Below are 18,963 nucleotides of genomic sequence, written 5' to 3'. Positions count from 1 at the left end.
AGCAAAATATTTATCAATTAAACATATTAATATTTTGCCGAATCCTCAAATTTAGAGATGTCCAGTTTTTCGGGGGGACGTCACTCGTTGGAAAGAACGTAGGAAATAAAAGACCATGTTTGTGAAATTTTATCCGAATCTTCCGATTTAATACTTGATATGAGTGAATTACATGGTTCAATGATAAGATTATTAACTAATTCACTTGTTTCTTTATCTTTATCAAAGGCAGTTTTTCTCTTAAGAAACTCGTTTGCAATAAGAACCCATCCAAGACTAAACAGAAAAAATTTCAACCACTCATTCATGAAATTTTCTGGAGAAAACTCTAGTTTACTCTTCAAAAATGCTAATGGTAAAAAAGTAACGATAATGATTATTAGTATTTTTTGCCAAAGTCTTAATTTGTAAAGCCAATTCATAATAATTAAGTTTTAGAGGTTGTGTTGATACGCATGCGTTTTTAAATTTTGCCTAACGGTCACTTGTAAGTTGTCGTTGCGGATTTCGGAGCTCGTTCCTGTCCGGCAGGACGGAACGATGTTGCGAGAATCCAGCGTACGACACACCACGAACCCCGCAATGCAATTTACAATTTGTTACCACCAGTTTTTATTTATTTTTTTTCATCTCAATAGAATGATAATATGCACTTTTTGCAATGTCAGGTAAATCTTTACTTAAGTTTATTTTCCAGAGACCATATGGAATTGTATTTTGTTGGAAGTCTGTTGACCATGGTTTGTTTTGATTAATTAATACTCCAAGAACATTCGTATTTTCTTTTCGCCAGTAAGCATTTTTTATATCACATTCAAGTATGGGCCATGAATTTACAGCCATGGTTATCTTCAATAAGTTATCAAGCATTGAATCGGAAAGTAAAGGAGAAACTCTACAATCGTTAAAATCACGTATTGAGGAAAAAGGATTATCAAGAAATTGAGGAAGAAGAACAAGCTCAAATCCCTTTTGATTATTTGATTGGATGTTTTGAAGTTTTAAAACACCATTATTAATTGCAGATTTAATTTCAAATGGAATTCTTGGCACATTGTCATTTATTACGAAATTGGCTGTGTTAACTCCGATACTGATTAAAATTGATTTACTCTCTCCGTTTTTTGGTGGACTTATTATTTCGAGATATGATGGTTCTGCAATCATTTCCGAAATATTTACGTCTTTAGAAAACTCAAACACAAAACTAAATTGATTAATTGAATTGTCGAGGTCAACAGCTAATATCGACAATTTCTCTGCAATTCCTTCATCAATTAACCTTTGCTCATTACGAGATTTTTCAACTGATTTTCCGGTTATCCAGACAATACCTGCGAATACTGCAACAAGAAATAGTCCAATGTTTTGGGCGTTTTGAAAAAAAGTATGGAGATTTTCTATATTCATAATTGAGGTTGATTTTTTCATTGTTACTTAATTCTGAGTGGTGTTATTTTTAAACAAGTGCCTCATTTTTAAATTGGTGCTAACGGCTCGAATATGGGGCGTTTGGCATTTCAACGCTCCCAACTATCAAATCACTATATATTTTATTTATTGTACTCATTTCAAATTTACCACTATCCGCCAAATGACCTATATTTATTGTTGGGGGCAGTAGTTCTTTGATTTCCTTTAAATATCAACACATTTCCACTAGCTGTCAGTTTCAAATTACAGAAATATTCATTATTGCTTTTGTCTTTGTATGTCCAAAATTCTGATTTATAAACATCTTCAAAGAAGTCTATTAGCATTTGTAACCTTGGATTTTCTTTTGCTTTCTGTTTTATATACTTTCCGCCTTTATCAACAGCAATATCTAAAACCTTTTCTCCGATTTTTCTTAAAGCAAATTCAATAAAATCATCTTTTTCAACGTCAAAGCGTTTTTGTTCCTTTTGAATAGGTTGAACTTTATCTACTTTTTCATAATAAACAATTGGATTTTTTCTGGTGACATTTTTCATTCGCCATTCATAAGGGCTATCTTCTTCAAATAGGATATAATTTGCTTTATCAATTTTCGATTTTATATTTTCACTATCTTTCTTCAAGTCGCCAAGGTAAAGTTTCTCAGATAATTGTTGCATTTTTTCATAATCTGAATTGTCAAATGAATAAGAACTTGTTACTTGGTCAACATTAAATTCCAAAGTAGTTTCTTTTACTCCTAACGCTCCTTTTTGCTTTTCCATTTCAGAATTGCGTGGTATTCTCAAAGGAAATGCTCGAACATTTTCGCATCCATTATTAAGAACATATTCAACTGTTTCGGAAAATGAATTATAAGTTTGTCCTGGAATTCCATAAATTAAACTTACCTCGTAATGAATACCAATGTCATTCAATTTTGACATTACGGATTTCACCTTTGTTAAATCATTCCTTCTTCCAATTACATTCATTTCTAACTGATGAATTGTCTGTAAACCAAACTCTAATTTAACTCTGTTTGAAAATTTCTTGCAAACTTCTAAAAAGCGTTCTCCATTTTGTCTATCGTTTACATTTTCAAAACGTGACTGCATTGTGATTTTCGCGTTCGTATTGTAGAGAATGTTTTCTAAATGGTCAATATATTCTTTGCCAAAATTATATGTTCCATCCAATAAATTAATTTCTTCAATATTCGATTTTTTAAATAAGTCAATCTCTGATAGTAAACGTTTTTGATTAATTGGAATAACTTTTTTATTTGACGCATTTCCCCACTCGCAGAAACCACATTTATAAGGACAACCACGTTTTGTTTCCCAATGAACTTTTTTCATATTTGTCGATAAAAGTCCAGAAATATATGGCGAAATCAAATCTTTTTGGTCCAATGTTTCATTAATGATTTTTGTTGAACCATTGTAATTGTTGTTAATAATCTTTTTAAGTGCAGTTTCTGAATAACCTTTTATAAAATAGTCTGCTTTTGGATAAGTTTTCAAAAGTGTTTTATCATCTGTTGCTGTTACTTCGTATCCTCCTAAAATTAACTTCCCTGAATATTCTGTCAAAACTTCATTCACAAGATATTCCACGTGAATATTTGACCAAGTAGTTACACCAATTGCAATAAAATCATAATTGAATGACTTTGTTCTTAATTCATTCCAAAATTGAAACTTAATATTATCATTTATCTTTTCAGTATTCTTATTGAATTTTCGATATAGTTCACTTAGGTTTATTCCATAGTGTTCAGGTTCAATATAATCAAAATCTTTATCGTATTTCAGGGATGACATAATTGTCGCAATTGAATAAGTTATGTCAGAATAACTCTCTTTTATAAAATCAAAACTTATTAATAATATTTTCTTTTTCATTCAATGTTAATCTTCTTGTTCTCGGTTTGTTTCTATTGCCCCCAACGGTGGGTGCAAGTGGAGTGCGGAGCTTTGAAACGGCAACTTGTCAGGGTTGCACGAAGCCAAGCCGGCGTAGCACTAAATTTTGTTTTTACTACCAATCCGTCAACGACGGATTGGCGGTGGTTGAACAGGGCAAAAACGCTGGAAAACCACGCTCGCCCGCATTACATTTGCACTTTGTTAGCGGTTCGGTTTTTTTCATTTTTCAACTCCAAGTAATTTTCTAAAGTCAGTTTTCAAAACTTCGATTGCTTCTTGTATTTCAGTCCTTAACTTTATACTCAACGAATTTACTTCTTCAAATGATAAATCATCGGAAGTTCCTTTCTTCGTAATCAAACTCAAAATATTACTTATATATTCTTTTATTATTAAATCTATTTTGTCTGCTGTGTCTTGCGGTATAAAAAGAATATTTTGCTGAAAAAATTTTAAAAAGTCATCATAAAAAGCACCTGTCTTTGCGATTTGAGTTAAATCTTTATCTTCTGATTCAGCAGTTCTTTCCGTTAAATTTTTCATTCGAACAACAATCATAATAGCCATTTCTTGATTTAAAGTCAACAGTTTTTTATGTAGCTCAATTATTATTGATAGTTGTTGTTCATATATTTTTGTTGCTTTATAATTCTGTAAATTCAATTCAGTTTTATACAATTCCAATCTATTGTCAAATAGGGATTGATGCTCAATTAAAGTTTTATTTAATTCATTTTTATAGGTCTCAAATTGTTTGCTTGCTGATTTTGAAAGCAACATTTGAATAAACCACATGAACAATCCAAAAATTCCTAAGTCCCTTAATAATTCGATGATTTCCATTTGAAATTTGATTTAAAATATTGAACTAATAATCTTTGGATATTTCGTAATCTACTGGATAATTCTCACATTCTTCCTCAATTTTTAACAGTTTATCGAAAACTTTAAAGTCATAAATAAAACATGAAAGAGTAGAGGTCTCAATTGAGTAAGATTCTGAAAGTCTTTGAATTGTTACACCAATATTTTCTCTTGGCTTAAAAATGTAATCAAAAACGGTTGTGTCTTTTTCTGGATAGTCAATTGTCAAAGAAAAATATGTCATTGGGTCATGGATTCTCAAATATTCAGTTATTAAAGGCTTTGCTATGGAAGAATCAATTTGATGTTTTTGGGATAATAAAAACAAAATTTCATTGTAGTCTTTCCATACCATTTCTGTAAGTGTTGGAGATGCTTTTGTTTTATCTGCATTTTTTACATTCTCTTGTTGGGAGTTGTTGGAATTGCAACCAAAAAGAAATAGAGAAATTAATAAAATGAATATGTTTTTTCTCATGGTGTTGTTAGGTTATATTTTCAGGTTTTTCAAATTTAGTTCCTTTGTACTCTGTTTTAAACTGACCGCTAACGGAAAATTGTATGTTACGTAGGGGATTTCGGAGAGCGTCACTGTCGACCGTTACACCTTAATTTGATAAAAGCTACAATGCCCGAAAACCGCTGAAACCCCTATGGAATATACAAAATGTTACCAGCTGGTTTTGTGTTAGATCAAAGGTATTCATTTTCATATCTTGCACTATCTTTCGTTATCAATCCTTTTGTCATACCAATAAAGTAGGTTACGAAGAACCAGTTTATTTTATGTGTGGGCAATTCCAATGCCGCCATTAGCGGCAAAGTGCGAAGGAAACTGGGAAAGCTTATTGGCAAGTATTTGGCTGTGTGAGGGCTTGCAGGGGCTTGCCAATGTGCTTTGCAAGTAGCGTGGTAAGTTCCCCATAATTTCCCCTTTGGTTCGCTTTTATTCTGCTGATAATATGCATTATAAGGTTTATTTACTATTCTGTATTGCCCCATTGTTGCCCCTTTAAATTGTAATATGTTCCTTTACCTGTACCCCCAACTTTATTTAAATAGTCCTTTTCCAGCTCCAATAAATAATTTGATGCAGTGCGTTTGGAAACGTTGCAAATTTGTTGAACCTCAGTATTGGTAATTCTTCCATTTTCTTGAACAAACAATATAATTTTTACGAATGAATCATTTAAACCTTGTGATTTCAAATATCCTTCATCAAACCTTCTAAATTCAACAATGATTCCAGAGTAGTCCACATAGTAATTGGGTAAAGGTAAGTGTCTTTCAATACATTCATTCAACATGTTGATTGTACCACGTCCCCAAGCTTCAATATATCCACTACGAAATAAGGCATTTGAAATCTTGGGATTATAAGGTAGAGATGGATGTTTAACCATTAACTTATCTACTGTCCAGTCTTGTGGCAGTTCTCCTTGATTCCAAATAATCATTTTGTTTTCATAAACACTTATCTGTATTGGAGTTGTACTACTATAATCTTTATGTGCTATTGCATTTAAAAGTGCTTCTCTGAATGCAGGTGCAGGAAAAGGAAATTCCTCAATTCGGCTTGCTCCTTCATATCTAATCTCAGCTTTCAGATATTTTGTTTTAAGTAAGTCAAGTGTTTTTTCAATTTGGTCGAAAAGGTTTCCATGTACCTCATCTTGAAAACGTAAATCATCATCAGTTGTGAAAAACCCAATCTTGATAAATGAGCCTGTAAATAACTTATCTGGTTTTGGATGAAATAGTAATACACCTGCTCTTGTAATGTAATTGTCTTCAATTAAATCAAGATTTTCCAGTATCGATAAGTTTGAGTCGTTAAGTATCTCATCATCAACTCTGCCGCTATTTTTTCCTTTTTTGCGAAAAATATTGAAAGCATTTTCATCTAAGTTTTCAACTGAAAGCCTTGGAACAGGAACACTATCCCAAGTTTTCCCATATTGTTGAAGTAGAAATTTATCAAGAGCTGCGCCTTTTAGTTCTTGTTTGGTGCTTCCACTACGGTAATGATATTGACCTTTGAAATTAACTGGATTAGGATATGCTTCAACGATTATTTCAATATAGTTTCTTCCGTTTTCCTCTAATAAATTTATGTCACAAATTACACCTAAGTTGGTTACAATCTTATTTGGCAAATCATCCATCAATCTCTTTGCATTTTCAACACCAACTACTTCTCCTTTATCATTTTTGCCTATATAGATTTTACCACCTTGTGCATTTGCAAATCCGCAAATCCATTTTAAGTATTCATCACGCCAACTTTCTTTCCATTCGATGTTTTGACTTTCTGCCATCGCTAACAAACATTAAATAATTTAGCTTTTTCAAACTCTTTTATATTTGAAATTGCTTGTCTGTTTTGTATCTGTTCCATAGAACGAGCAACTTTCGAACTTTCTTTGTCGCTAAATCCCAGGAATTTATTAATTATTCTTAGATCATTTTTAGATTTAATATTCATCAGAAAAGCAGTCTCGCACATGCTGGAAAAATCAAATGATGGTTGATTAAATTCTTCAATTCCTTGAGATAACAAAATTACTGAAACTCCTTTGGAGCGAATTTCTCTAAGAATTTTTTCCAAAATTTCTTTTGACTTCTTGTCTTTAAAGACATTGTGCGCTTCGTCAATTAGTAAAACATAGCGCATGCCTTTAATATCTTTTTCAACAACAGAGTTTTCCATGTTCATGAAAGTGTTGTATATATAATTGATAATTAGGAATGCTGCTGTAAACCGCACATTTCTACTTAAATCACCAGAAAGGCTTAAATAGTAATTTTTATTTAGGAATGCTCCGTCATTATTGTTGTCAAATAAATTTATTTCACTTAATCCAATAAGTATTTCAGTCAGGGTAGATGGTCTATCTCCTGCAATATCCAAAACATTATTTAGGATTTCCTGAATAGTTGGGTATTTCCCTCCATGATGATTGTCGAATGCTCTTTTTGTTGCTTCTTTTAATTGCTGGACTTGCACTTTCCCCAACCCTGCATAATCTGTGATAATGTCTACAAATTTATTTATGCCAAGTATCTTATTATTTTCATTGATACTGTCAATAAATGATAATGGATTAACTGGAAATGGTTTATTTGGTGTATCAATCAATTCAGCTCTTGTTGCAGTAAAGAAACCTTTAAACTCATTACTGTCTTTCTCCGAATCACTTATTCCTTTAAAATCTAAGAATAAAAAGTTTGTTTGATAATCGCTTGCTTTAACAATTCGTTCTAAGATCCGTTGCGCAAAATATGTTTTTCCTGAACCCGATTGACCTGCAACTGCTATATGGGCATTGCTATATTTGATGGTATCGTTTGGAGTGAAAAATATTTCTGAACCAATATCGTCTTTGCCGACTAGCAATTTCCATGGATTACATGAATGTGTTTTTTCAATATTTTGATTAAAATTATCAATATGCTCCAAGCTTACTTTGGAGCTTTCAAGTTCAGATATACCACTATCAATGCTGTCAATTAGAAAATCAAAACCGGAATAATTAATATTATCTGCAAATAATTTATTTATCATCTCTAATCCATGGTCAACATGCATTTTTACATACTTGCCAATGTCTGTATTTGATTTATGCAGATTATAATGTTGACACAGCATTGCAACATAATAATTCTTGTATTTACCAAAGAATGTATCGTCCTTATAAGACTTCCCTTTAGAGTCCTTAAGGTCTTTTGTAATTGATAATTTTATTTTTGTTTTTAAGGAATATGTTAAAGCAATTCTGGAAATATGATTTTCAGAACCAAGGTTTAATCTTCTTGTTAAATCCCTTACAACTTCTTTGTTATCTGACGACGTAGTTATATTAAACTGCATTTGCATTCAATTTATCAAATTCGCTAAATAGTGTTTCAGCCTTTACATGCTTAAATTCAGTACTGTCATTGTTCTTATTGTCTAGTAAATAAGCATTGGAAACATGAGGAATTAATAACTCATATTCCTCAAGAGACATTTCTTTTTTAATAAGAGGAAATAAAACAACCTGATCTGACACTTCTGGGTAAAAGTATTTTACAATATTATGAGCATGATCTATATCAAACTTTTGCATTGGAGAATCAATGAAAACTGGAAATTTAATATATGATTCTTCAACCAGACCTTTCAGGAGTGCCGTAGCGTACATTTGTTGCTCTCCTTTTGATAGATTCCCTTTGTTAATGTAATCGCCACGTGAATCAATTAAATTAATGTCAATATCTTCACCAATGATTTGCACGTCTACTTTGTTCACAAAGCCCTTTTTGTGCATTAAGGTATGTAAACCTTCAAGAATCTGTTTTTCTAAAGATTTCTTTTTTTCTTCTTTAAAGTTTGAAATAAATTTTTGAAGGTTTTTTATTAGGCGCTCTGTTACTTTATATTTCTTTTCGTTACGTTTTGAAACTTTAATTCGTTCAGTTATTTTATCAATTGCTTTTTTTTGTTTTGTGATTTCTGTAGATAGGTCTTCATTTTCTTGTTTTAATTTTCCTATTTCCATGAAATGCGACTCTATCTCTTTGTCTAGTTTTTCTTTTCTTTCTCTGTCTGCTTGAATTATGGGATTTTCTTGATTTTCTTCAGCATCTCGAATTCTCTTTTTAACAGCATTGAGTTCATTTTTACTCTTGTTGTACTCTCCGCTTATTCTTTTAAAGTTTTCGTTAAATGATAGTTTCAATTGATTAATTGTTTCATTTAACTCATTTCTTTCAACTTCTGAAAAACTGTGAATCTCTTTATAGTCAATAGGAATGTCGATTGTATCAGAAAAAAAGTGCTTTTTAATTAGTCCTTTAATAGTTTTTACATAGTACTCTTGCACTTCATAATCTATTATTAGATTATCGGGTTTTTTGTGTGAAATAAGATCATTAATAACATCTTTCGTAACACGTTGTACTTTCTCTTGATCAAATTGAGCAGTTGATAATTTGAACTCTTCTTCAACTTGGTCTCTAACATCATTTAGTAAGTTGCCAACAATAGCTAGTGGAATTATTTCGTATGAGTGTTTAAGTTGTTCAGAGACTTCAAAAATGATGGAATTTAACTCTGATTCTTTTTTGCGTAGTTCGTTAAGTTCTTCAACAGTTATTGTACTTCCAGATTTAATGAGCTTTTCCTGAATTTGATTAGATTCATATTTCTTTTCGCTAATCTGCTCATCCAAGTCTTTTATTGTAGTTTTATTCTCATCAATTTTAGCTTCAAATTCTTCAACATCTGCTTTTAGGTGAGTTAATTGAGCTTTTTCTTCCGCACCTGCCGAGTCAGCCCGAAGTTTCTTTTGAACACCAATCAGCTCGGCTTTCATATCTTCGTACTTTTTAATGCCAAGTACCTCTGAGTAAGCAAGGCTTAAACTTCTTCTTTGTTCTGCAGTGTTTATTTCAGCCAGACTTACAATTTTTTCAGCGTCAAAGAAAAAGAATTTGGCAATTTCAGTAGGCATTATGAATTCTCTGATAAAAATTTCAGATCCAACTTCTTGGGTTAATTCATTATCATATCCATCAATTAAGATTTCAACTTTTTCAGGAGTTGTAACTCTTGCAGTTGAATATGTCCTGGTTATTTTTAATTCTGTACATTGAACTTCAGGAATGACAACCTCTTGAAAGGTTACTGATACAGAGAACTGTGTTTCTCCCTCGTTTTTTGCTTTTCTGTTTAGGCTATTGGCTATGTATTTGGGATAACCTCCATTATCCCTTATTTCTTTACTATATAAATCGTCAACATCTTCCATTTGACGACCGTATAGGCACCAAACTAATGACATTAAAAAAGTTGTTTTTCCAAAGCCATTCTTTCCACTGACAATAATGATATTCTTATCATCATTAGTAGCAAGCTGAACCTTATTCTTCCCTTTGTAGATTCTGAAGTTATTTAATTCAATTTCTTTGATAATCATTGAAACAACTAATTATTGTCTTTAATAAATCTTTCTAATCTATTTTCAATATCAGCTTGTAAGCCTCGTTTCCTAATCATAAGCGTTTTACTTTTTTGAAGTTGTAATAGGTCTTGGATTAGGTTAAAGTCACTGTCATCGTTTTTACATGCATCAAGAAGAAGTTGATTTTCTTTTTCTTGTCTTTCAGCTTTGTCTTTCATATCTAGCTTAATGTTAAATACTGCGTTATAAATTTGCGAAACTTTTTTGTCAAAAAACAAATCTCTATTCCAAATTACCTGAATAGCTATTAATTCTTGATTCGTAATTAGCTCCAAATGAGGTTTTGTTTCTTGTAACTGTTTTTGTGTTTCAAGAACTCTTTTTAAGATTGAAGCACGATAAGCAGGCCAATATGTTCCCAATTCATTTACAGCAGGAGAACCATCTCTGCGTGTCGGCATTCTATTCTTGATTTCATTTCTTTCTTTGTCTAATACATTTCGAAGTTGCAATAAAGGATTTAACCATTCAAAACCATTGTTTATTAATGCAGACATTGACTTATCTACTTTTACAACAGTACAAGTCCAGCAGCCAAAACGACTTTGTCCACAAGATGAATGCTCTTTATTTGTAACCATAGTTGGACATTCATAGTCATCTGCACTCGCATTGGCATAAATGTTAAAAAGCTCTGAGTTATTTGCACCCCAAGGTGATTGATGTCCATTTATTATACCCCAAACTTCTTCAAGCATCAAGTGGCGTATTGGTGCATAAACAAATGTATTTGACTCATTGGGGTGCTTTGTTAGTCGCTTGCCTTTTATTTCATGCTTTTTTATTGATTTTGCTCTTGTTGCACTTTCGGCAGAACGTGTGCCAATTAGAATAATAGCTTCTCCATTATCTGCAACTTGCTCTTTGATAAAACGAGATGTTGGTTTAATTTTCAATTTGTCTGTACACCATCTAAATGCATTATTGGGAACAGGATAACCTTTACCAATAATATTTACCCAAAAAGAATCTTCAAGTCTTGGTATAGTCTTTTTTACAAAGATGGGTAAATCTTGCTCTCTGGCCGCAATGTTTATTTTGTTTAAAACTCTCTCAACATATTCTACTACAATTGGATTTTCAACTAGAGTATCATTGCAAACAACATACACAGGTCTTTTTAATTGAAATGGCGTTGGCATTTCTCTTACTTTTAAAAGAGCTTCCCAAACAAGAGTTAATAATACAGTTGAGTCTTTACCACCACTAAATCCAATTATCCATGGTTTTTCGGTTGAATCAGCATAACAGTATTGGTCAACTATTTCATTTATGATGTGTTCTATTTTCTTATTCTTCATTAACGTTTTTCTCAAAATAAACTTAAAATCACACAAATGTACATAATGTAATTGTGGGGTGGAAATAATTGCACTCTTTTGCAAAAAAGGAATCATGGGTCGGCTTGTGGGTTTTGCAAATGTGTGCAATGTGTGTTGGCTGTTGGCTTGAAATGTTGTCCAAAATTCCAATTGCCCATTAGGGCAAAAGCGGGGAGGGAGAAAATAAACTCCTTCAATTTCATCGTATCGTTTGTTAAAAGGTTGTCATTTTTCATGTCGGGTCTATCTTGTTTAAACGCTTTAAAAAGCGTTTTTAACTAGCTGGTAACTACTGTGTATCATCATTGTTGTTATATCGCTTATAGCGTAATTTCTTATTGTTGTTATACACCCAAATAGGTGTGGAAAGAACACATATTATGTTGAATCGTTAAAAAGTTCATCCAACGGGTTTTTAATATTACTAATATTTTTATTGGTTACATGGGTGTAAATCTCTGTAGTTTTTGTCGAGCTATGGCCCAAGAGTTCCTGTATGTACCTTAGATCTGTGCCTTGCTCCAGTAAATGTGTGGCAAACGAATGTCGTAACATATGTGGTGTTACTCTTCGGTAGATTCGTGCTTTTCGTGCAGCTTCTTTTAAAATATTTGCAATACTAGTGGCACTGTATTGCGAGCCATTTGTATTTCCTTCAAAAAGCCAAAACTTTGGACGAAATTGTTTATAATAATCACGAAGCATATTTAAAAGGGCGTCGGATAGCAAGGTGTACCGGTCTTTATTCCCTTTTGCATCAGCAATCTTTATTAATCGGCGCTCCGAGTATATCTCTGTAACCTTTAAATTAATTAATTCGCTTCGGCGTAAGCCAGCCGAATAAATCAACGATAATATACATTTGTGTTTTAAGTTGTTGCACTGTTTAATAATTTCTTTTACTTCGCTTTTGCTCAAAACTTTAGGCAATTGCCTGCTCCGTCTGGGCCTGTCAATATGGTAAAGAAATTTCTCTCGCTCCAATATCTTCTCATAATAAAACTTAATGGCATTTATGCGTTGGTTCTGCTCACTTGCCGATATTTTATCTTCCGCCACAAGTTTTAGCATATAATCATTAATATCGTCTTTGCTCAAATCATTAATGTCAGCATCTCTGAAAAAATGCAGAAAGTCCTTAAAATAAGCCGAGTAGGTGCGTTGGGTACTTTCGCTATACCGTTTCTGAATTAATTTATCGGAATAGGGTTTGGGAAGCTTAATATTGTTGCGGTATGTATAGTCGCGACGTGCCGTTGGCTGCAGAACCTTGTTAAGCGGTTTCTTTAGCTCTGAATAATCAATGTAGGCCAGTTCGCTGAATTTTACAAAAAAGAAATTCAGGTTAAAATCGCTTTCTTTAATGTACCAGCAGTTGTAGGTTTTACTCCACATGGCAGGAGTTAACTCGCGTAAGTGTTTTTTCAATTCTTTATTATAATCAAAAAGAACAAAAATAACCTGTTGCGCGTGGTGTATTCCTTTTTGCAGTATTATTTGTGGGTGCGTATTCAACGGTTTACTGTTTTTGGTGCTCTAAATATACTCACTTTTGTTAAATAAAAATGGTAATGAATGCAAAAACATTGTAACCAAACAAATACATTGTGCTATTTTTTTACTGGTGTTTTAGTTGCGAGATGGGAATTACAGGCATATCACTCATATCCTGGAGGGCATTTATTAAGCCAATTTTTGTAAAGCGGTGCAGGTTGTTAAGGGTAACTCTGCAAAGCGATATTTTATTTTCGGCAAGCAGGCGGGCACGTTGTGTTCCGGCAAGTAATGGGGTGTCGGGGGTCCACCATTTTATGCCATCGAAAAAAACAGGATTTGCAGTAAAGCTGTCGGTAATGCAGTCCTGTTTAACCATCAGTATATCGTCGCAACCGCCGCGCTGGCTAAACAATTGCTGAAGCGCATTTCGGTTGGCATATTTACAGCTATAGTTAATATTATTGGCTTCAACTAACCGGATACTGTTTACAGGCCGGTATTGGTGAGGTAAAAATTCAATCAGTTTAATTTTTTCGGAATATACAACCCGGCATTTAAACAAGCCAGAGGCACAGCTTTCAGGGATTTTAATCAGCTCGGAAAGCTCGGGTTTTTGCGCTCCAGGAAAAAATTTTGTTAGGGCCAGATTAAAGCGCGCCTGGTGATAGGGGAGGTTAAAAAGCCTGCCATCCTTGCATTTTATTGTTTCAAGTAATTCCATAAATCGTTAATTGTAAGTACTTGTCATCCCCTTCAATCTTTGTCCTTCAGCGGAACATAAACTTTTTTCACCAGTTCTTCGTATTCACTTTTTGCATCGCTTAAAAAAGTTACCCCGCCGCCACTTTTATATACCAGCTGGTTTTCTTGTTTTTCAATGTACCGTATCAAAACACAGCTGTCCAGGTTTTTACCATCAAAATAACCAAAAACACCGGTGTAAAAACCACGCTTGTATCCTTCTGTTGCTTTTATAATTTCAACCGTTTTCTTTTTTGGCGCCCCACATATCGAGCCCGCCGGTAACAGCTTGTATACAATATCGCCAATACATTCGGTGTAGTTTTGGGGCAATTGACCGCTAATTTTCGAGCTAACCTGCCATAAGTCGCGCCTATTGGTTTTCAAACGCTCCAGGTACCTGAATTTTTCTACGGTAACATTTTCGGCTACCAGGCTCAGGTCGTTACGAATGAGGTCAACAATGGTATGGTGTTCGGCCAGTTCTTTCGAGTCGTTTAACAGGTGTTCCTTGGCGTTTGGTAAAGTTGCATCCATCGTCCCTTTCATCGGGAACGACGAAATTTTACCCGCCTCAATTTGGACAAAAATCTCGGGCGAAAAACAAACAAATCTATCTTTTAGCAACACTTTATAGCGCGCCTGGCTTTCATGAAAAATTTCTTCAAGCGATAGGTTGGTTTTTACAGCCGTTGGTTGGGTGTAGTTTAACAAATAGGTATCGCCGTTGTGAATGTGTTGCTGTACCCGCGAAAATCCTTGCTGATAGGCACTAAAAGCAACCGGATCGATTTCCCATTGCATCGTGGTGGTTTTTGTTTTGGCCGTTTCAAAATTGCCTGCTTGCCTGGTTTGCCACAACAGCTGCGAGCTATCATCGGGAGAAAAAATTAGCGCATGGTCGGCCTCAAAATTAATGATAAAAACGAAGGCTTGGTTTAACCGCCCCAATTCGTTCATCTGCACCCGTATGTTTTCTTTTTTATGCATTTTGTGCTGCAAAAATATTAAAATAGCCGGTACCGCCACACCCAATATTGAATAGGAATATGTAAAACCATTCCAACTTTATTTCTATTTTTACAGCAAATTCACACATTCGATGGATATAGGGAGGAATATTGAAGAAATACGAAGCAGTTTACCCAATAACGTGCGCCTGGTTGCGGTATCGAAAACCAAACCCAACGAAGAAATAATGCAAGCTTACCGGGTGGGGCATCGTATTTTTGGCGAAAACAAAGTGCAGAATTTATGCAAAAAATACGAAGAGCTTCCAAAAGATATTGAATGGCATTTTATTGGTCACCCGCAAAGCAATAAGGTGAAATATATTGCTCCGTTTATTGCTCTTATCCACGGAGTAGACTCGTTAAAGCTTTTAAAAACGATAAATAAAGAAGGTGCTAAAAACAAGCGGGTAATTAAGGTGTTGTTGCAATTTCATATTGCTCAGGAAAGCACAAAATTTGGTCTTTCGCCCGGGGAGGCCGACGAGATTTTAAGTTCAGAGGCTGTACAGCAATTGCAACATGTAGCTATTGTGGGCGTTATGGGCATGGCAACTTATAGTAACGACGAAAATCAGGTAAGAAACGAGTTTCGCGTGTTAAAAAATATTTTTAATTCGCTGAAAAATAGATATTTTTCCGATTCCGAATCTTTTACAGAAATATCAATGGGCATGTCGGGCGATTATCCGATTGCTGTTGAAGAAGGAAGCACAATGATTCGTGTAGGCAGTAAAATTTTTGGAGCACGAAATTATTAATTGAAACAAACAGATTTTTTAAATAAGAACAGCGCGGCGAGAAGCTAACAGTTTTCGAACAAACAATGCTGAGCTTTTAACTTAAAACTTTTATTATGGCAAATTTAGAAACTACATACCTCGGATTAACGCTTAAAAACCCACTGCTTGCAGCCAGCTCCGGATTAACCAGCTCTGTTGAAAAAATTAAGGAACTTGCCGATGCCGGAATTGGAGCAATTGTATTAAAATCCATTTTTGAAGAGCAAATTAATAACGAGGTAAGCAGTATGCTTGAGAAAGATCAGCAAAATATGGCTTACCCCGAGGCTGAAGATTATATAAAAAATTACCTGCGCGACAACTCGGTAACCCGCCACCTGGAATTGGTGAAAACAGCAAAAGCTGCCGTTGATGTACCCATAATTGCCAGTGTAAATTGTGTGTCGTCGAGCGAATGGACAAGCTTTGCAAAAGATTTTGAAGAAGCCGGTGCCGATGCTATCGAGTTAAATATTTTTTATTTACCAACCGACCGCCACGAGAAACCGGGCCTTATCGAACAGCTTTACCTCGATGTGCTGGATAAAGTAAAACAGGAAGTAAATATTCCGGTTTCGGTAAAATTTGGGCTAAACCATAGTAATATTATTGGTATGGCCGATAAATTAAAAGCCCACGGTGCAAAAGGTGTGGTAATGTTTAACCGCTTTTACGAGCCCGATATTAACCTGGAGACCCTCGAGTTGGTATCGTCTGAAGTATTTAGTACTCCGGCCGATTTGCGCCGCTCACTGCGTTGGGTGGGTATGGTAGCATCATCAGTTACACAACTTGATATTGCAGCATCAACCGGTATTCACGACGGAACTGCCGTGGTGAAACAATTACTTGCCGGCGCCCAGGTCGCACAACTGTGTTCTACCTTATACCTTAACGGTACCCCGGTTGTTGGCGAAATATTGAAGGAACTAAGAACTTTTATGCAAAATTGGAACTTTAAATCAATCGACGATTTCAGAGGACGACTTTCCTATAAAAATATTCCCGATCCGTTTATGTACGAGCGCTCACAATTCATGAAATATTTTTCCAACAGGAAGTAAGCCGCAAAAGCTATGTATAAAATTAAACCGGTTTTTCTTATTGCATTTTTTTGTATTGTTGGAAGGGCCGGTTTTTTATATGCGCAAAATAATGTGCCGGTTATTGATAATGCCGATACAGAGGCTGTCGTTTATTGTTCCGAATCAGTATTGGTGGCACCAGGTATTATTGTGCAACATATTGATATAGATGCTGCTGACAAAGGAATGCAAGTGTCAATTGTTAACTATGAGCGTAACGAGGATATGCTCGGATACGAAGCTGTTGGCTCTTTAAAGTATAACTGGAACAGTGCCAATGGAACACTCGAAATAAGTGGTGTTGGTACAGACGAACAATACCGCGAAGCCATATCAAAAATATATTACTACAATCAGAATGGAAACAGGGAGGTAGGTATTCGCGAATTTTCAATAAGCCTTTTAGATGCCGATTATCTGCCGTATACCAAACACTTTTACCAGTACATTGCAAAACGTGGAATTCGTTGGACCGAAGCACGCAAAGCGGCAGAAGAAATGGAGTATTACGGCCTTAAAGGTTATCTGGCTACCATAACTTCAAGTACTGAAAATAATTTTATCTGGTCGAAAATTGATGGCGTGGGATGGATTGGTGCCAGCGATGCAAAAAATGAGGGTGAATGGTTTTGGGAAACCGGTCCCGAAGCCGGAACTCAGTTTTGGCGGGGTAACTACAATGGTTCAGCAGTTGGCGGTAATTTTTCGTACTGGAACAACGGTGAACCTAATAATGTGCAAAAAAACTGGGGCGACGATGAAGATTATGCACATATGGTGGTAGACCCCAGTGGTAAAGCAAAATCATGGAACGACCTTTCTGACGAGGGAGATAAAAACAGCCCTAACGGTTATTATTTCCCGCAAGGCTATGTTGTTGAATTTGGTGGAATGGAAAATCTCGATTTACAACTCTCGGCAACAGCCTACATCGAAGTGCGTGATACCAAACATCCGGAATTAGATTACAACCGTGTGCAAACATTATTTTGTGGAACAAAAACTGCCACCGTGGATTTAATTTTTATTGGGGATGAAAAGCCATTGGTTGAGCTCATTCCTTTTGAGTCCATCGTTCAGGTTGCCGACAGCTTAACGCTTCAGCCAACAATAAGCGTTGAAGAATATGGCGTTTATTCTTTTCTGTTAAATACCATCGATGACGCCGGTTGTCCGTATGCGGATACGATATTTTTCGAATTTTACAACCAGCCACAGGCCGTGTTCGACCTCGATTCAACAGAATGTTATGGTTATAATCTGCAGCTTGCTTTTACCGGTACTATTGTTGAAGAAACCGAGTTTACATGGTATTATAACAAGCAGGTTTTTCAGGTAGGTGTAGGTGTCGACAGTGTGCTTATTCCGTTGGGATTTGAGGATGTTGAGCGTAGCGTTGCCCTTAAAGTTAACGAGAAAGGGTGTGTTGATGAGTCGGCCACGATGGAAGTAAAAGTAAAACCTGATATATTGGTGTCGGCTGAAAACCCCGAAGGATGTTCGCCACTTTCTGCTACCTTTGAGGCAGCTACAAACAAACCGGCCCAAAGTTACCTGTGGGATTTTGATGACGGTAACACCTCCAACGAGGAAAATCCCGGGCATACATTTATTAATTCAGGCGACGAACTGCTTTCTTTTTCCATAAGCCTTACAGTTTTGGATGTAAATGCCTGTGAAAATACAGCCGTTTATGATTCGATGATTAAGGTGTACCCGGTTCCGCACGCCGATTTTAATTTTAATCCGCAGGAAGTATTAATTACCGACCCTGAAATTAGCTTTAGTAATAACAGCCATGCAGCCATGTTCTATTTTTGGGACTTTGGCGACAGCACCTTTTCCGAAGAAAAAGAACCGATTCACCGTTACAGTGCCATGGGTATTTACCCCATAAGCCTTGAAGTGAGTAACAGCTTTGCCTGTACCGACAGCCTGGTAAAACAAGTTAGCGTAGCCTTCGATAAGCTGTTTCCGCCCAATGCCTTTTCGCCCAATGCCGCCTTAGAAGAAGATCGGGAATTTCGGGTGTATGCCGATGGCGTGTCCAACGACGGCTACCAGCTGTTGGTATTTAATCGTTGGGGCGAAGTTGTTTTTGAATCGAACAGCCAGCAGAATGGCTGGGATGGAAAAATGAAAAACGGAAATCCCGCACCCTCCGGCGTGTACACCTGGGTAATCGAATTTAACGATTTTCGGGGAATCTCACACCGCCAAAAAGGCAACGTAACTCTCTTGTACTGATTACAATCGATTGCACTAAAATGTGTTAAAACAATTGACTTTTGTCATATTTGTGAGTATCTT

Annotated in this window: 15 protein-coding genes; 3 read left to right on the top strand and 12 right to left on the bottom strand. The window is 35.3% G+C overall.

Features of this window, described 5'->3' with window-relative positions; genetic code table 11:
* Nucleotides 1-80: 80 nt before the first annotated feature.
* The 12 genes from QZ574_RS13430 to QZ574_RS13375 form a co-directional block, all read right to left on the bottom strand.
* Nucleotides 81-422: a hypothetical protein gene (locus tag QZ574_RS13430; RefSeq protein WP_297090337.1), complete on the bottom strand. Its 342-nt coding sequence runs from the start codon at nt 420-422 to the stop codon at nt 81-83.
* Nucleotides 423-612: 190 nt separating this feature from the next.
* A complete protein-coding gene (locus QZ574_RS13425; protein WP_297090335.1) occupies nt 613-1,431 on the bottom strand; it encodes a hypothetical protein in 819 nt (272 codons plus the stop codon).
* A gap of 152 nt (nt 1,432-1,583) precedes the next feature.
* On the bottom strand, nt 1,584-3,323 hold the full coding sequence (locus tag QZ574_RS13420) for a B12-binding domain-containing radical SAM protein (protein WP_297090333.1): 1,740 nt from the start codon (nt 3,321-3,323) through the stop codon (nt 1,584-1,586).
* 243 nt (nt 3,324-3,566) lie between these two features.
* Nucleotides 3,567-4,190: a hypothetical protein gene (locus QZ574_RS13415; RefSeq protein WP_297090331.1), complete on the bottom strand. Its 624-nt coding sequence runs from the start codon at nt 4,188-4,190 to the stop codon at nt 3,567-3,569.
* Between the two features lie 25 nt (nt 4,191-4,215).
* Complete coding sequence (locus tag QZ574_RS13410; protein ID WP_297090328.1) at nt 4,216-4,689, bottom strand: hypothetical protein; 474 nt, start codon at nt 4,687-4,689, stop codon at nt 4,216-4,218.
* 505 nt (nt 4,690-5,194) lie between these two features.
* A complete protein-coding gene (locus QZ574_RS13405; RefSeq protein ID WP_297090326.1) occupies nt 5,195-6,529 on the bottom strand; it encodes an ATP-binding protein in 1,335 nt (444 codons plus the stop codon).
* Between the two features lie 2 nt (nt 6,530-6,531).
* The gene (locus QZ574_RS13400) at nt 6,532-8,082 is read right to left on the bottom strand and encodes a DndE family protein (protein ID WP_297090324.1); all 1,551 of its coding nucleotides are present in this window, start codon (nt 8,080-8,082) and stop codon (nt 6,532-6,534) included.
* Complete coding sequence (dndD, locus tag QZ574_RS13395) at nt 8,072-10,171, bottom strand: DNA sulfur modification protein DndD (protein ID WP_297090322.1); 2,100 nt, start codon at nt 10,169-10,171, stop codon at nt 8,072-8,074. The genes QZ574_RS13400 and dndD overlap by 11 nt, the downstream gene beginning before the upstream one ends.
* An 8-nt stretch (nt 10,172-10,179) precedes the next feature.
* Nucleotides 10,180-11,517, bottom strand: coding sequence for a DNA phosphorothioation system sulfurtransferase DndC (gene dndC, locus QZ574_RS13390; RefSeq protein WP_297090320.1), 1,338 nt, complete (start codon nt 11,515-11,517; stop codon nt 10,180-10,182).
* Between the two features lie 399 nt (nt 11,518-11,916).
* Nucleotides 11,917-13,053: a site-specific tyrosine recombinase/integron integrase gene (gene xerA / locus QZ574_RS13385; RefSeq protein WP_297090318.1), complete on the bottom strand. Its 1,137-nt coding sequence runs from the start codon at nt 13,051-13,053 to the stop codon at nt 11,917-11,919.
* A 103-nt stretch (nt 13,054-13,156) separates the two neighbouring features.
* On the bottom strand, nt 13,157-13,756 hold the full coding sequence (locus tag QZ574_RS13380) for an aminotransferase class IV (RefSeq protein WP_297090316.1): 600 nt from the start codon (nt 13,754-13,756) through the stop codon (nt 13,157-13,159).
* 32 nt (nt 13,757-13,788) lie between these two features.
* Complete coding sequence (locus QZ574_RS13375) at nt 13,789-14,766, bottom strand: aminodeoxychorismate synthase component I (protein WP_297090314.1); 978 nt, start codon at nt 14,764-14,766, stop codon at nt 13,789-13,791.
* A gap of 112 nt (nt 14,767-14,878) precedes the next feature.
* On the opposite strand from QZ574_RS13375, the gene QZ574_RS13370 reads away from it, so the two are divergent.
* The 3 genes from QZ574_RS13370 to QZ574_RS13360 all read left to right on the top strand — a co-directional run bounded on the left by QZ574_RS13370 (nt 14,879) and on the right by QZ574_RS13360 (nt 18,900).
* Entirely contained in the window at nt 14,879-15,547 is a 669-nt protein-coding gene (locus QZ574_RS13370) for a YggS family pyridoxal phosphate-dependent enzyme (protein WP_297090312.1), read from the top strand.
* Nucleotides 15,548-15,642: 95 nt separating this feature from the next.
* Nucleotides 15,643-16,632, top strand: coding sequence for a dihydroorotate dehydrogenase-like protein (locus QZ574_RS13365; RefSeq protein WP_297090310.1), 990 nt, complete (start codon nt 15,643-15,645; stop codon nt 16,630-16,632).
* A gap of 12 nt (nt 16,633-16,644) precedes the next feature.
* Entirely contained in the window at nt 16,645-18,900 is a 2,256-nt protein-coding gene (locus QZ574_RS13360) for a PKD domain-containing protein (RefSeq protein WP_297090308.1), read from the top strand.
* The last annotated feature ends 63 nt before the right edge of the window (nt 18,901-18,963 follow it).

The organism is uncultured Draconibacterium sp. (assembly GCF_913063105.1).
Taxonomy (GTDB): Bacteria; Bacteroidota; Bacteroidia; order Bacteroidales; family Prolixibacteraceae; genus Draconibacterium.
This window is presented reverse-complemented; position numbering and strand designations above follow the sequence as displayed.